The following is a 17,088-nucleotide window of genomic DNA, read 5'->3' as shown; positions in this document are numbered from 1 at the left end:
AAAGTTTTTTATTGTGTTCCTCCCGTACCGCCGGCAGTTGCAGTTGAAGATGGAATCTCTTTGTATGAATGAATCGTTCCCTGGTAATGATCTGTGCTATAACCATATTTATAAATTGGCTCCCCCGCACTATTAACCCCAATCTGCTTCTTCAAGATTCTATATATATTCTCAACTCCTTTCGGCGGATCAACTTTATATTCGATTGCACCAATCCAGTCTTTACCATTGCTGGCAGTACGGCCTTCAAAAATCTGCGGTGAGCCATCAGCCTTAAATATTTGATTGCCACGCCCGGCAGCCACTTCTGTAATTTCAGTATTAAACCTACCGGCCCCTTTTCCTGTAAATTTTACGGGTTCAAAACATGTATTATGTACTAAAACCCCTAATGACGATACAAAATAAGAATGAAATTCAGAAACAGTAAAATTGTAAACGAAAGCACTAGTATCAAGTTCATTCTTAATAGCAACTGCACATTTTCGATTTGAAAACAATGTTAAACTGTCTCCATACTGTATATTCTTTGCTAAAACCCAAGTATTATTAATCCAAAACGGGTGTTCTGGTGTAGCATATAATACTTCGTTTTCAAAAGACAGTCGTATCAGTTTTTTCACCTCTTTTTTTGAAAGCGCTGTAACAATTTTAAGCTCTTTCTTTCTAGTCACATCATTAAACGCCCAAACTGAATCTTCTACCTGTATGTTTTCGATAGTTTTAAACCCATTGTTAGTCAATATCTTTGTACCTGCTACGAAGCAATTCTTGTTTAAGGAAGCTTCACCAGTTGCCAGTTTAGCTTCTGCACTTAATTCAGCGGATAGTCCCTTCAATTCGGCCTTAACAAGCGCGCCAGCACCAACAAGCGTGGCTACATGCGAACCGATATCTATACTCCTAACAACATCATTTTCAGCATACGCATAACTACTATTCCAGGGATATTCACCGCCTATGGGATCCACACTCAAGAACCTTCCCACTCTAGGATCATAAATCCTCATCCCATAATCCTGCTGGTTTCACTCTCCCTTTACCTCATTATCATTCTCCTTCCCATTAAAGCCATGCCTATACCACTCAATGCGTCGCTACCACTACTAACTGCTCCGGTGCCGGTTATTCTACCTGTATAACTACCATCTGATTCGTAGTGGTCAATAGTACTGCCTCCGGCAGACAGCGCCTTTTTCGCGCCTCGCTGACGATAGCCAGCAGATGCCCAGATGGTTGTTTCCGCTCTTACCATATTACTTTATCAAAGAACTATAAGAAACGAAGACAGCTTGCTCTTCTCACCTCCTCTATATCCTTATGTCTGTGAGATTTTATGAAGGCAAATACTCTTCAAAAACAACGATATCAATTACTGAAGCTTCACATAACTTTATAATAACAGATTTAACCTCATCCCACATCAACCCTCCCAAGCCAGCGCCTATTTTTGGCAATCCTATTTGTTTAATATTATTATTCTCGGCATATTCTAACATTTTAGACAAACTTCCTTTTATCGCTAACAAATCTGCCCTAGTTCTCCATGACTCCTGAGTACCCAAGTTAAAAACAGTATACGGGAAAACACTATATATAAACACATCTCCAAGACCAAACTCTTTTCTATTGCATAGCTCTTTATACTCTTCATACATTTTAGGAAAACGGCGCCTAAATTGCAGGGCAATACCTTTACCCATTGCGCTTTTACAATTACAACCGTGAGCATAGGAGTATAGTACAGGGTAACTAAATAAATCCCCCTTTATGAAAGAAACTGCCATTATCACTTTTTTTTGTTCCAAACTTCATAAAAATCCTCTGCGCTAATGAACTCATTCTCTGAATAATCAAAAAACTCGAATGGTTGGTCCCCTAACATATGGTTACCTATTATTGGATGATCAATATCCAAATACACTATTTCGTCCTCATAAACCTCAATTTGTTTACTAATATAATCTCCGTCAAATTCAAGATAAAAATATCCCAATTTACCGTCAGCACTCTCGCCTTCCTTTTTAAAATATTTCAATCTATTCATAACACATTATTTTTAGAATCAATTACCGCCAAGGGTCAGTCCACGGCTTTTTATACGATCTCCTAACTTCGTGGTAACGGGTGCGGGCCTGTTTTCAACATTTGTTGCTAAAGTGCTCATACCCAACCTGCTGCTGCCATATAACTCTGTTTCCGTTTGGGTAAGGTCTCCATGATTTACCGTAGCATCCTTGCTGGTGTACACGCTCATAATGTTACCGGTAGCATCCCGTACGTACCAGGTTTGCTGGCCTTTTACATCCTTACTGATACGGTTACCGGCCGCATCATAGGTATAGGTAATATCTACACCATTCGTTTTACTTATTCCCTTTATTTTCCCATATACCGTCCATTCTATATTATTGATCACTGCCCTCTTTATAATATTTCGTTAGTGAAAAAAAAATCCTTTCCTGAAAGAGAGCTTTGTGAACGAGTTCTACTGACTATATTTAATATACTCTCTGGAAGATCCTGGTAATCTAACTTAATTGCTGGCAAAGCAACAAGATGATATTTATAATCCATTTCTGCCATAAGGACTGTTTTGTCAAAAACAATCAATCCTTTTTTTGCCATAAAAACATAGTCTTCCAAATATCGATTCCGTTGTTCTACTGTTTGAAGCGATTTTATCACATCAATATTTTGATTAATCCAAATATTATTATCTGCGATCTCTGGTAAAGCCCTCATAAATTTTATCACTTCATGATAAATGGCCTCTTCTAATTCTAAAATGGTTGCAGGTAGTATACCTCCTCCAGAAGCAAACAATGCGATATTTTGATCAACATCGATAGCAAACCAATCTATATCCATTCCATGATACATTTCCTCAATCTTCTTCACATACTTTATTTTAATTATTATTTACTTTGTTGTCAATGGATGCAGATAGCTTAATATATTATCATCAGCGTCGTAGCTCACATCTTCCTTAACATCATCCAATAAGGAAGGAGTCCATGTACTAGCTGCTGTATTCAGGTTATGCAGCGCATTCATGCCTTTCAGCCTGTTCAGCACATCATAATTAGTAAGCGTAGCGGCAGTTCTTCCAGCAAAAGATCCACTCACCAACTTCATAAAACAATTTGAACAGACATATATCCATTCTTTAAAATGCACCTATATCTGTCCCAATATTTTACGATTACTATTTGTTACTGCTCTTCTTCTATAATCAAGGCATTTATATAAGAAAAGTCACCATAAGTTGTGTTAAGTGATGCATAAACCGCTATACCAATTTTGCCGGTAGCATCCGGAGCAACACCAGTAACTACTGTTTGAACAGCAGTATTACCCAGTGCATTTTGCTGCAGCTCTGCTCCGCCATTGATACGCCATACCCCGTACCGGGCATCTGATACACCTGTTTTACGGGAACCCACGAGTTTCAATGTGTAAGTCTTAGCTGTGTTCAACCCTGTAACAAGCAGGTTGTCTGTTGTAGTATATTTTGTACTATAATTAAACCAGAAGCTTCTTAATACCTGGTCTGGTACAATGCCGCTATCGTCTCCTGTAGTTTGCCCGGAATCATCGTTCCCATTTGAGCCGCCAAAAGCAGTCCAGTAAGCTCCCGTGGCGCCACCGTTGTCTATTGTCCAGCCGGTGGTGGGATCTGTAGCTGTAATGTGATTATTGGTAACCGGCCCGTATACATTAAACCAGCCCGGCACTGCCGGCGCCTGTGTATTGGAGAAGTTAACACGTAATATTTTAGGACCACCTGCCGGGTATACCTGAACAGTCGCATCATCACTTACCTGTTGGCCACCGGCAGTGGTAACCGTTAAACGGAAAGTATAGGTACCGTTTATTAACCCGGTAATAGTACAGGTTTGGGTAGCTGCATTTGTTATGGTAGATGTATTAGGGCCTGTGAGCTGGCTCCATTGATAGCTGCTGATCGTATTACCGTTAGGAGTGACCGAACCGGCAAGCTGCAATCCACTGGTGGGCAATGTAATGCTGGCATCCTGCACTGTAACAGTTGGCATACCTGCTGATAGCTGAAAATTCAAGCTTACACCAAATAGGGATTCAATATAGATCCGGTCTGCCTGTGCCAATGCCGGATAAAAGCGGATATGGCCGTTTATACTGTCTACCATTATTCCATCAGTAGCATCCCGATATTGAAATAATCCGTTACGCCAAACTTTTATATTTCCTAAGCGCAGGCCGGCATTGGTATAGCTGGTATCTCCTGCTGCCGGTGCACCGGTGCTGCCTACCTTAAACTGCAGGCTTTTACCGATGTTGGCGCTCCTATAAGTAATGGTATCCTGACCAACAATAGCTAATGCAGTATCGCCAAGGTTCACCAGTTCCAGGCGCTTGAATTGCGTACGACCGTTGCCGGTGTTATAGAGGAAGCCGAGTGTGTCGCTCGTTTTGTTTTCTATTGCGAATTCCGCTTTTTTCATTATTACGGTGTCTTTCTTTACCTGCAGGGTTGATTGGGAGAATGCGGTAAAGGTGAGTAACAGGAACAGGGATGTTATTAGTATTTTACACATGACGGTTTATTTGGTATAGGGATGTATGTACTCTGATTATAATTCTTTCGTTACAAATAAGACTACTATAGCATTTGTTGATAACATTCTCAAGGGGACAGTGAAATTTCCTGCCTACGATGGTCAATATTATTACAAAAAGTATGTTATAAAGTTGATTAACTCTATCATTTATCACTACACCTAGTTTATCACCAGCTATAGCTTATATTCTCTTAAACCAATAATTGCTACTTGTCGAGGTGGATATATTCTTCCCTAAAATCATACAAGTTGAATCTCCTTCATGACAAGGTGCAAAACTTATTATATGAGGACTGTGCTTAAAGTACAGTTTACCACTGCTTTCAAATCCGCATGTCCCCGCATCCCAGAATCCACATGTGTCATCCAAAAATGCAACTCTCATATTCGTATAAAATGTAGAATCAGTGTTAAAAATGATTATCAAACCTTTTGTACCTACTGAGTCTGTTGCCAATAAAGCTCTTTCAGTACGGGTAGTATCCAAAACATAACTTCCTGCATGACTAATCTTACAGCGGTTTCTTGCCTCTTCTTCGCTCAATCCGCAAGAAACAACCAATACTAATATCGCCAAAGAGAATTTATACATATACATAATTTTAATATATTTTATAATGTCATTAGCTCTAATGTATATTTTGCCAAATATTGGATGTAGGGATTTCATACATTCCAGGATCTGGTGCACTTAAATCTTTTTGATTTAACAATGGACTTTCCCATGGCAAGAACAAGTTGAAAGTTTGACTAATATTTCCATAAGGAGTCTGTTGATTAGGATCTCTCACATAAGAGTTAGGAAATGTATTCATGTCATTGGGATTCTTCACCAAAGCGCCTGAAGACAAACTTGTGATATTTAAAATCTTCACATAAATACCCTTAGCATCAGGCATAAAGGTGATAGTTCCTGAGCCAACGAAGCCAGTTATCGAAAATAAAGTCCCTGTTCTTACAAAATCACTCCCCAATTGGGACAATCCAAAGGAATATTGTCTTGTCTCATTCGCTATGAGTCTGCCTTTATTAAAGTCTGCAAGTGCAGCCTTAAAAATATCGGAATTTAAGAATTTGGAGCTTATAACTCCATTAACTGGGAAATTATAGTTTTCGGGACCAGTCCCTGTAGTGAAGTTTCTCATTAAATTATCTACTACAAATGCTTCATAGTTAGAAAATTTTGAGTTATTTGACTCGTCTACATTAAATGTGGCCCCACTCCAAACAAACAAATTTAATTTATTAGCGGGGTACGGATCCGTATTATCTGTCACATATTGCCCCGATGGAGAACAAAAGTAAGTACCTTTAAGCTCCTCATTCGCCCATGTTCCAACACTAAACAAATTTTGATTTACATCAAATCTGGCTGCTTCTGATGCAATACCATCTACTGTTGCCATAGCTGCTTTCTCTTTAACTCCTGGCGCGTTAGGATTCTTTGAAGGTTCTGCACCATCCAAATCAATAAAGCTAATTGGCATATTTCCAGCAAATTGATAAGGGGTATAATATGGGTATTTTTTCGTCAACGGATCCACACTTAAAAACCTCCCCACCCTCGGATCATAAATCCTCATCCCATAATCCTGCTGATTCCCCTCTCCCTTCACCTCATTATCATTCTCCTTTCCGTTAAACCCAAACCTATAACCACTCACCGCCACACTACTACCATCACCCGTACTACTACCTCCACCTTCATAACTATCATCCGCAATCGTCGCATTAAACGCATCATTAACTCCACTGTTAAACCCTTCTGTGAAATTGATCGTCTGTGAAGCGGTATAATCCCCTGGCTGGTTACCAGCACGGCTACCCAGCGTTAATGATTCCGGCACCGTATATCCGTTCACTACACTGCTGCCTGTAGACCATCCGCCTGCAATATGATGCCCATTACGGCCAGGCATCAGCATACCAAAAGGATAATAATCCTGCGCAGATGTGATTTTAGCTTCGTAGTGGTCAATGGTGGTACCGTTCAGGGAAATAGGCTTTTTCTCATCCGACACCGTTGCCAGCACATTACCTAAATGGTTACTTAATTCAAAGAGCTTGTTACCTCTGGTAAAAATAATATTTTTTCCTTCACCTAATCCTGGCATATTCGTGGTAACAGGTGCGGGTCTGTTTTCAACATTTGTTGCTAATGTGCTCATACCCATCCTGCTGCTGCCATATAGCTCTGTTTCTGTCTGGGTAAGATCCCCATTATTCACCGTAGCATCCTTGCTGGTGTAAACGCTCATAATGTTACCGGTAGCATCCCGTACGTACCAGGTTTGCTGGCCTTTTATATCCTTGCTGATACGGTTACCGGCCGCATCATAGGTGTAGGTAATATCTACACCATTCGTTTTGCTTATTCCCTTTATTTTCCCATATACCGTCCATTCTATATTATCGATCCCTGCTTTATCATCATGTATAAGATTACCGATAGGATCGTACTTGTAGTTTTCATCCCCCTGGTTCTTAATATCATTACCATAGTCACCATCATTTGCTACATCACTTACGGATAACAGCTTATTGGTACCGGCAATATAGTTATAGGTAAGATTATCCATCTGGATAGACTTACCGGCAAACAGCGGGCTGCCGTTACGCAGGTAGCTTAATATATTACCATTGGCGTCGTAGTTCACATCTTCCTTAAAATCGTCCAATAAGGAAGGAGTCCATGTGTTAGCGGTTGTATTCAGATTATGCAGGGCATTCATGCCTTTCAGGCGGTTCAGCACATCATAATTATAGGCGTATAACAACGGTTCTCCCAGTGAAGGAATGTTCACGCTCATAGCACCTATATTGCCATTGAACAGGGGCTTAAAGTTAGCGCCTGCATCCGCTGCTTCTGCAAAGGGTTTTACCCCCTGCTTAACAGGCGTATAGTCATTACCATAATAGTGCAGGGCAAAGCCAAAAGCATCTTTTGCTACAAGGCTACCGGGGACGCCATCACCGCCCATGTCAAATCCGGGTGTCATGGCAGTGCTGTTCACTCCTTTTAACCATCCTTGCAGCGTATAGGCGTAGTCTATCCCCTGCACCTGTTGCTGGCCCAGCACCATTCTGGCCAGCGGGCCGTGTTTATAATACTGGTAAAAGGCATCATTTTCCCAATATATCCCATCACGGCTGGTAGCCACGTTCGTGAGGCGGTTTTCTGCATCGTACGTGTAACGGTGATAGAAAGCGTCTATTTCGCCCGGCTGGTAAGCAACCTCATTCACCTTACCGCTGATAAGATCATAGCGGTATACCATTTTCTTCCAGCGGTTATTGGTAGCCTGCATAATGCCTTGCTTGTAATCCTGCACCAGCGTGTCTACATTCCCGTGAATATCATAGCTGTAAAAGGTTGCTGTTGCATATTGCCCCTCTGCCATTTCAGCGGCGGTATTGTAAAAGGCTGTCCAGGATACACGGTTACGCAGGTTGGCGGCGGTAAGCTCATGCTGACTTTCATCTCCTTCCAGCGGCGTGTAAGCCTGGTCATATATAGTGCGGGTGATCTGTGTTTTGCTAAAGGCCATACTGTTTAACCAGTTAGACAGGCTAACATCATTACGGCAGATATAATCATCCATACTGCCCCAGCCAATGGTTTGGCCCACTTCCGTGATCCGCCCCAGCGGATCATATAGCGTGTAGCTATAGGCATTGGTAAGCGCCTGCTTTGCATTCTGGGAGATGGCAAGCCTGCCCAGGCGGTCGTACCAGAAATAACTTTCACCAGCATCGGGCGTATGTTGGGCTACCACCTGGTTCAGCGAATTATAGTGGTATTCTGTAGCCATTTTATGATCGGGCGTCTTCTGCTGCCTGGCTTCACGGGCTGCCCTTACCTGGTTCAGCCAGGTTTCGCTGCGGTCCACTACCGCGCCCGCCGGCGGTATGGTTTTAACCAGGTTACCTGCCTGGTCATAGTAATATAAAGTATAGTGATACTCACTGGTATGATAGGTAACTGTGAAGTTTTCAAGATCTGCGGCCTTCAATGCGGTGTTAATATAATCCCTGTCAAAAGTACCGAGTACAGAATCCTTATAGGCCTTATACATCTCTGTGGCAGTACTGATCACGAAGAAATCATTGTCTGCACAGCTGTTGTCAATCTCAACAGATGGGAATACCGGCTCTGAGCCACCGCATAACAATGGACCATTATTAACCGTATAACAACTGTCGGCACTCGGACAAGATATAACGGACTCGGATATACCTGCTATGCCAGGTACAACACTTACAAACCGGTTGGCGTTGGATAAGCTTTCTAATTTAGCGAATGCATAACTTTTATCTACAACCGGAGTACTTGTATAAGTCAGATCTACTGCTTCATCTGAACAACCTGTTACTCCGGATGCATTTGCCAGCAGGAAAAATCCCTGATCATCATGCCTGCCCACTGCTGCTATGGTGCCGTCCGGGTTCTGTATAACTGAATTTAAAACCTCGTTGCCGGTCAGTGGAATATGATTAGACCAGGCCAGGCCTGTATTTTCAGGATTTATTTTTTGCAGGTATATATCCCCTGGATTCCTTCCCTCAGGAGGCGTTACAATAACACTATTATCCGGTGAATAAAATGTATAGAAGCCGATATAGTTATCATTCGACGGGGCCGATAGGGTTTTGGCTGATAATATATTACCGTTGTTATCCAGGTCTAATATATCGCCCCTGCCATCAACAGTTCCCCATTGATCTGAATTCAGCAGGTTTATTTTATAGCCCTGTGGCGTTTTATTAATACCATACACCCAGTTGGTTCTGCTATCCAGATCATAAGCACGATAGGATGTTATGGCTCCGTCACCTTTCCGGATCTTCATCAGAACAGCATCATAGAAAGTTGCTCCCGCGAAGTAACCAGATCCTGCTGCTACCAGCTGGTCACCTTCTTCCAGTAAGTATATCGTTGGGTCAGAAGAGCTACTGCCCATATGTTTTACCCAACGCAAACCACCCTGGCTGTTTAAGGCGCCCACTATCCAGTCGGCTGTTTCCGGTGCAAAATTATATATCCCTGCAAAAGCGTAACCACCATCGCTGGTAGTAATAATGTCCATTCCCAGCTCACCCGATGTTGTATTATAACCAATGGACTGGCTCCATTGAACGTTACCTGTAACATCTGTTTTGACGATAAAAATTTCCTGGCCGCCGCTATGGAAAGACTTAGTATTCCCCAGTGCAATGTACCCTCCATCCGGAGTGCGTTTTATTTTACTAAATTCATCATCCTCAGCTCCGCCGTATGTTTTGGCCCACTGATAGGCGCCATGAATATCCGTTTTAATAATATAGGCATCCTTTTTACCATTGCCGCTACCGGTTGTGGAACCGGCCATTATATAACCATTGTCGGCGGTCTTTTGAATACTGGTCAATATATCTGTTGAAGAAGATGCCATTGGCGAAACTGCTTCGGACCTTGCAAAGCTGGTTTGTCCGCCGGTATTAAATGCAGCATAAGTGCGCATTTGCTGCCCCGGTATACATACTAACGTGTCACGCGATATGGTATGTGCACAGCTATCTATGAACTTGAGATACTCCCAGGCCTGTTTGGCAAAGCCCAGGTGGTTATTCATGTAGTTAGCAAACAGCTGGTTCTTCTGCGGCTGATTTTCCCCGTCGTCTGAAACCGTGGGCAATGCGCCTGGGTACATTGTTTTATATTGTGCATACAGGCTATCCACTACATCACAGGTAGCACAGGCTGGCGCTACATTACACTGCATCCAAACGGGAATATTCAGCGGCGAAGAAAAGTACTTGCAGGTAAAATCTGTTCCGCTGCAGGCATCCATCAGCTTTTGCAGATCGGCCGTTGAAATATGTATCTGCCGCGTGCGCAGCAAATAAGCCGGCATATCCGCATCAAACGGCCTCCGGTTACTCTCATAATCACGCTGCAGCTCCTGCAGCTTCGCACATTCACAATCCGCCGGTTTGGTATAGCTTACTTTATTGGCATAAGCCGGCTGCCGGTCGTAGGGCTTAGGCACTGTGATCAGCTGCGCGTTACAGATCAGCGGATCCATGGGGTGCTGGTCGTTGTAGTCCTTCAGCACCTGTTCAAAGCTTCTGTCTGCATTGGTGCTGGAGGGTTTTACGGTACTGGCGCCAAAAGGATGGTCTGCATCCCCACCTTCTTTACAAACCTGTATCAGCCTGGCCTTTATTTCATTCCAGACAGCTGTACCGTATTGGCAAGGGGCCAGCTGCTGCAGCCAATATTCTGTATAGGCATTACAGTTATCCGCAATTGCCTGCTGCAGGGCTGCATTTGCTGCAACGAGGCCGGCATTTGCATCCGTATTATTAACATCCATATAAGGCAGCTGCTGCTGACTTATTGCGTCTGTTGCAATATTAAAATGGGATTGCTTGCCTGCGGGGGCCGATTGATTGCAGGCGTTATTTACCTTACCAATAAGCATATCATGCTTTATCTGCAGGTATATGCTGCGGAAGGTCCGCCAGGCCATATCCAGGTCACCAGGGCATAAGGAGCCTTCATCAAAAGCAGGCCGCGCGTTCTGATAAGAGACCCTGCACCCATTGTCACTTTCATTACATTTGATGCTTACAACGGCCACGCTCCAGAGGTTAAAAGTGCCCTCTGCGCTAACCTTGCAGTTCAGCATTTTATTTTCCAGCTCACTTTGCAGACCGGGCCATTGCTGCAACAACGCATCTTTTCCAACAGCCGGGTAATCCGCAAACGGGGCGCTGGTGCTTCCAGTAGGGTTCAGATAACCTGCTGCCCTGGCTTCGGCATAAGTATCAACCGCCTCAAATGCCCTATCCCAACTGTAGCTGCCTGCGTATTTCTCCAGCTCCAGCAGCTTACAATACTCCGGATGAAACGGCAGCAAAGTAGCCGCCCAGGATGACCTGAACTTTTCTGCAAACTGCTTAGGGTTAAGCTTCTGAGGTGTTACAAAGGCATTAGTCCGCTCATCATACACCTGGTCGGGGTTACCGGTTTCATCACGATACACCAGTGTTTCATCCTGGTAAGCAGGGGGATGATCATCACCCGTAGTATAAAACACAGAATACTGATCCTGCGCATTAATATTCGCGTACTGACCTGAAGGAGCGCTTACATCCATCAGCATGGCCTGACGAATATCATCCGTTTCAGATGATTTGCCGCACAAGGCATTACAGGATTCCATTGCACTCTGGTAAGCGGCCTGCACGTCCTTTTCATAGTCCGCTGCGGCTCCCTCCGGTTTAACGCTGTTTACGTATTTCTGGCGGAAGTCATCCAGTGTACCCAGCTGGCTTAAACAAGCCGCGCAATTGGGCACACATTCCAGGTTGCTCACCAATGAACGCTGCTGATCGATAAAATCGTCCAGCGTTTTACACAGGTTGGCCGGCGCAAATACATTATCCCGGTAATAGTCCAGCCCCTCCTGGCTTATAATAAGCCGCTTGGTAATTTCATAACTGCCTTCTTTAAGATGTACAGTAAACGGAACATTAAACGCCTGACCGGGCTGCCCGCAAACAGCAGGATCTATAGCGCCGACCGTATAGTTCATCACCAGCTTTTCAAACGGTTTTCTATCCGGCAGCCGCTGGTTATAACTATCATCCGTGATAGTTACCTGCAGCTCATACAGGCCGTTATAACACACATCGTTCCCATTGCAATCTTTCTTTGTTAATACCGGTGGTGTTAGCGTGTAGTTAAAATCATAATTGTCCTCCATTGTTACCACCTGCGACTGGCGGCTTTCCATCACAAGATCTTTTATCACATTTTTGCCCGGGCCGGAAAGGACATCTGTATTGGAAAATACGGTGTAAGAAGGTAATGGCGCCATATCGGCATTGGACGGCAAACCCGCTAACGCAGTGGCAATGGTACGGCCATGCATATCCACATAGCTTACTGAATACTGGCCATTGGCATCCTTTACCGTGTTTTTAAAATAGTGGCTTTTGTCGCCGGCTTCTGTACCAAACATAGCATCCAGGTCATTATCGCCGGGCGCTCCATAATAGTACTTGGTTTCATGGTCGCTGCCCAGTTTATATACAGGGCCTAATCCACCCTGGCGGCTAATACGGCCGGTGTTATCCTGGGTATAGGATGTTTCAGTAAAGGCATGTTGCTGTGCATCAGGTATAAAGCGGCTTACGCCCGTGTTTTTGTCGGGATCGGGATTATTGGGAGAATAATAGGTAGCTGCCCCTCCTCCCATTTCTGCTGCGCTGGCATTCAGAAATTCCGAAGGATCATTTATATGGTCGTATTTATCCTTGTCATATTCTGCACCGTTTATATCTGTATTAAAGTTCTGGCTGTACTTAATAATGTTATTCAACGTTGGCGCCGGCATTACCTGTATAACCGGCCGGCCCTGGTAGTCATAGTAAGATTCTCCTACCAGGGTTGTATTAGTGCTGTTGTCTTTGGTTACTGTTTGCCGGCTTCTGAGACTGCCGTCAAAATACTGCACTACCACCTTACGCTTACCTTCCTCTGCAAAGCTGATATCCGACTGCCAGTTCAGGCGCCGCTGATGCCCCATGAAATTAAAGCGCCCCAGGCCGCCTGCGAAGTCCGAGCTCCAGGCTGTTTCCAGCCGGCTGTTATTTTTCTTATCCTGCACAGCTCTTACCCGGTAGAACAGTACGCCACCGTTATCATAGATCAGCGGCACTGCGTAGCTGTTGGCTGCTACCGTAACACGGCTGGCATTATTCTCAAATAACAACCGGGGATCGGGCGGCGTACCATAACGCCCCAATGCAGAGGAATCGATATAAGCCCATTCAAGATCGTACTCATCTGCTCCTATGGCAGCAGGCCAGCTGACATTAATTTCATCCGTTCCATCCGTGTTCTCCGGGTTTACCGTGGTAAAATTTTTAATCGCATCGTCCACACAGGACAGCTTGTACACCGGGTGGGCCTGCATTTCATTTTCCAGCATCAATACGGGCAACAGACCAGCCACAGAAGCGGTAACACTTAATACCTTTACACTTACCTGGTGCGCATTACTGAAAACAAAGCTACTGCGGGCCATAAAAGCATGGGCGGTATCATAGCTGATCTCCAGTGTTTTGTCTATAGAGTCGATTATCAGACCGGGGGTGGTATAAATAATACGCACATTCGCAGTGGCGGTAAACTGCGCCGGTAAATATAAGGGCGCGTATTCGTTGATCTTAAAGGTGACCACATTGGTAACCTGGTAAGGCGTATCCAGCTTGCTTTGCAGGGTAGCGCTGAAGTAAGCGCTGTCCTGTACGGCGGTCATGGAGTCTTTAGCCAATTGCCCTTTGCTGCCATCCAGCACTTTCTTAAATACTATGCCTGTACCTGTTTGTGCATAGGAGCTGCCTGCAAGTGTAATAAGCAGGGCAGTTAAAAGCCACAGACCGATCCGGTTATGCAATAAACGCATCATATCTTTCATAGATTGGGAGATCCAATAAATATTTTATACTCTTTATAAGCGGGGGTAACTTTTAGCTCGTTACCCTCTCTGCTGAAGAACTGTTGCTCATCAAAGCGGCGCGCATCTGCCGGCAGCTGTTTATAGTTGTTCAGAACAGCCCGCACAATGGCATATTCATCATATTCCGATCCTGGCGCTGTGTCCTGTGCATCCATTAACAGGGCTGTTTTCACTATATACCGCATGGAAAGCAAACGTTGTGAAAGTGTATCCAGCGTAAGCTCCATATATTTATAGGGCACGCCTTCCTTAAAACTGATCTGCGCCAGCTTTTGGCTACCCTTATGCGTGATCTCACAGCCGCTGACGCCTGTTCTTTCCAACGACTCTTTCACAGGCAGCAAAGGATTGGCCTGCTTTTGAGAAGAATCTGATACTGCTACATACATCAGCTTATCTTCCTTAAACAAAACAACTGTGTAACGCTTGTTATGAATAGTTTCCGTATTACCTAGCACATAGCGGTAAGACTCCCCGGACAGTTCCATTTTACCGTTCAGCGAATCCAATACCTTCCCGGGTGTATGTTCATTGCTATAGGTATAATATATATTGAATGACTGCGGGCGGGCGCTATAAAAAGCCTGCACTTCCTTCATCACCTGCATGATCTTTTCTGCTTCCTGCCCTGATTGTGCGGTTGCCGGCCCGCTTATGGCCATTAGCAAGGCGGTTATCAACGGTATATACTTATTCATGATCACTGGTCTTCTTTTAACAATGCGGTTCTTGTTTCCTTAATGGTTTTAATCCCTCTTTCTGTTTCTTTTTTCAGGCGGATAAGAGTGCCGTCATCATCATACTCATAGAAAGTGGCATAGTTGTTTTCATCCAGTTCTGCCATTAGTCGCAGGGTTACCGGGTTATATACAAATGATTTCATATTGGCATTAAAAGGATGCACTCTTACATCATCAAAATGTGCAATCACGCTACCTGTTGACTGGAGGTTAATGGATATGCGGGTGGCGCCGGCGGGAATATTCACCACCTGTTCTATCCGCTGCCAGCCTTCAATAATATTCCCGGACGGCTTTGCGATAACGGTTGTATTGCCTGCTGCCTGTTCTATCACAATCCCTATCTGGCTATTTGCATAACTCTGGCAATGGCAGTCCTGGGCTTCCTTTACCCAGGCGCTTACCAGCACCTGCTTATCAGATAATGGGGAGAATACCGGCAACAGGGCGTCTGCCGTAGCCCTTACACTTTTCAGCACTACCTTACTATCTCCGCAATCACTGTTAGCTGTATTAAATGAAAGTCCGAACGTGTTATTATCGTCTGCCACCAACGGGGCGCTAACGCCGATTGAAGTACCGGCAGCTACACGCAGGCTGTATTTACCGGTATGTTTCTCAAGCGTATCCAGGTCATCCCTGTACGTTGAAAAATCAAAGTTCCTGCCGCTGGCGCATGCGTTATCACAAATAACAGGTTCAAAGAAATAATCCTCAAACCCGTCAAAGGCGCTTTCACGATAACGGCTGTTCTGTACTACTGCCACTGGTAAAGTATAATCATATCCATACAGGCCGGTATTATAGCGGCCCAGCGGGTCTTTATTCTCCAGCTCAAAACCTTTCCTGTTAAACAGGGTGCTTTCTGAATTCCATACCCACTTTAATTCATCATACTGCGGCAGCATTAATTTATCGCTCTGAATATTCCAGAATGGTATAAATAAGGGTAACTGCCCATCTTGCCGTATATTGGTTTTGGCCTGAAAAGGCGGTGTAGCACGGGTATCGTAGTAAGTATAAGCCCTGTAAGGCCGCCAGTTGCCGGCCAGGCTATATACATAGGGATTTACACTTACGTCTGTAACAGCGCTATAACAGATGCCGGAGGTAACTGTGGTGCAGGTGTAACAGGAATCCACCTGGAGCTGGGCGGTGGTAGTGCCCTCCTCTACCGGCACTACATAGGTTACATCCAATGCAGGCCGTTTCGCAGGATCTGAATACCGCTGTGAGCAAAAAGTTCCATAAGCCGCAGGATTACCGGAAGCGATACGCGACGTTATAGAAAAGCCCCTGTTTTCATTTTGCTTCCAAAAATTAACTTGATCCAGTGCATTAAACGTAATGTCCTGAAAATGCGAAGTAATATCCAAACGAAAATTGTCAAAACTAAGCCATGTTCGTGTTAAGGTATCTCCCGACGTTGTTGTATTATGCCATTGCAATCCAGGCACAACCAGGCATGTTGAAAAAAATCCGGCTTCAGCAGAAGTAGTATGTGCATTTGGATAAACAGGCGGCATGAACCCACCCGGATATGCATAGAGTTTAAGCGTGGCAGTTTGTATAACTGCATTTGCCGGGATATTTTCAACACCTCCGAACCTGAAATTTGTAAACACTGTGTAGCTCTCCTTACTACCTTCAGGGGCTGTATTCTTATTATATTCATAGGCGCCTACCATTTTTTGCGAAAGTGTGTCCTTAACCAAATTCTGATAGCCATTTTGAGTAGTTACATTACCAGTGGTATAAAAAGGATCAGTGAAAACATGATCAGATTGGCTAATATTATAAAGCGTCATTGCTTCTGTTACCTGAAATGTTTTATTTATAACGTTGCCGCCCTGATAAGTAATCTTACCATCACCCGTACACTCATTTGAAACTAATCCCCAAAAATTTACAGGGTTGCTGTTCAAAGACTTCAATGAAACTACACAATCGCCTATCCTTGCTTTATAAACGGTGCTTACAGCGTCCGTAGTTAAGGCAAAAAAGGGTTTGTTGATATTATCACTTAATACATTACATATTCTATAGTCCAGTGCATATCCGGCATCATTAGCGTCCTGCACCAGGGTAGAGACCAGTATATTATCCGTAGCAGGTATAAACAACCGGTGGGAAGCTATCAGGTAATCGAATAGCGGCTTCAGACAAGTACAGGTGCAGGAAGTTCCTGCTGCTGCAGCCATTGTCAAGCTTTTGGCAACCGTCTTTTTCGGG

At 44.1% G+C, this 17,088-nt stretch carries 11 protein-coding genes; all 11 read right to left on the bottom strand.

Annotated features, from left to right (window positions below):
- Nucleotides 1-8 precede the first annotated feature (8 nt).
- The 11 genes from BMZ54_RS26605 to BMZ54_RS26555 all read right to left on the bottom strand — a co-directional run bounded on the left by BMZ54_RS26605 (nt 9) and on the right by BMZ54_RS26555 (nt 17,057).
- Nucleotides 9-1,010, bottom strand: coding sequence for a polymorphic toxin-type HINT domain-containing protein (locus BMZ54_RS26605; RefSeq protein ID WP_089919235.1), 1,002 nt, complete (start codon nt 1,008-1,010; stop codon nt 9-11).
- Between the two features lie 324 nt (nt 1,011-1,334).
- A complete protein-coding gene (locus BMZ54_RS26595; RefSeq protein WP_089919232.1) occupies nt 1,335-1,787 on the bottom strand; it encodes a macro domain-containing protein in 453 nt (150 codons plus the stop codon).
- A gap of 2 nt (nt 1,788-1,789) precedes the next feature.
- Nucleotides 1,790-2,047 carry a hypothetical protein gene (locus BMZ54_RS26590; protein ID WP_089919231.1) on the bottom strand — a complete coding sequence of 86 codons (258 nt, stop codon included), beginning with the start codon at nt 2,045-2,047 and terminating at the stop codon, nt 1,790-1,792.
- Nucleotides 2,048-2,065: 18 nt separating this feature from the next.
- On the bottom strand, nt 2,066-2,419 hold the full coding sequence (locus BMZ54_RS26585; RefSeq protein WP_089919228.1) for a hypothetical protein: 354 nt from the start codon (nt 2,417-2,419) through the stop codon (nt 2,066-2,068).
- A gap of 8 nt (nt 2,420-2,427) precedes the next feature.
- A complete protein-coding gene (locus BMZ54_RS26580) occupies nt 2,428-2,901 on the bottom strand; it encodes a hypothetical protein (protein WP_089919226.1) in 474 nt (157 codons plus the stop codon).
- Between the two features lie 21 nt (nt 2,902-2,922).
- Nucleotides 2,923-3,138, bottom strand: coding sequence for a hypothetical protein (locus BMZ54_RS26575; protein ID WP_089919224.1), 216 nt, complete (start codon nt 3,136-3,138; stop codon nt 2,923-2,925).
- Nucleotides 3,139-3,215: 77 nt separating this feature from the next.
- Entirely contained in the window at nt 3,216-4,580 is a 1,365-nt protein-coding gene (locus BMZ54_RS26570; protein ID WP_089919222.1) for a PKD domain-containing protein, read from the bottom strand.
- Between the two features lie 205 nt (nt 4,581-4,785).
- Nucleotides 4,786-5,196 carry a hypothetical protein gene (locus BMZ54_RS32815; protein WP_143081144.1) on the bottom strand — a complete coding sequence of 137 codons (411 nt, stop codon included), beginning with the start codon at nt 5,194-5,196 and terminating at the stop codon, nt 4,786-4,788.
- A gap of 37 nt (nt 5,197-5,233) precedes the next feature.
- Complete coding sequence (locus BMZ54_RS26565; protein WP_143081143.1) at nt 5,234-14,065, bottom strand: RHS repeat-associated core domain-containing protein; 8,832 nt, start codon at nt 14,063-14,065, stop codon at nt 5,234-5,236.
- Between the two features lie 5 nt (nt 14,066-14,070).
- Nucleotides 14,071-14,814 carry a LolA3 family protein gene (locus BMZ54_RS26560; RefSeq protein ID WP_089919218.1) on the bottom strand — a complete coding sequence of 248 codons (744 nt, stop codon included), beginning with the start codon at nt 14,812-14,814 and terminating at the stop codon, nt 14,071-14,073.
- A gap of 2 nt (nt 14,815-14,816) precedes the next feature.
- Nucleotides 14,817-17,057, bottom strand: coding sequence for a hypothetical protein (locus tag BMZ54_RS26555; protein WP_089919216.1), 2,241 nt, complete (start codon nt 17,055-17,057; stop codon nt 14,817-14,819).
- Between the last annotated feature and the right edge of the window lie 31 nt (nt 17,058-17,088).

This window comes from Chitinophaga rupis (assembly GCF_900109685.1).
Lineage (GTDB): Bacteria > Bacteroidota > Bacteroidia > Chitinophagales > Chitinophagaceae > Chitinophaga > Chitinophaga rupis.
Note: the sequence above shows the minus strand (reverse complement) of the source record. Positions and strands in the feature narration are given on the sequence as shown.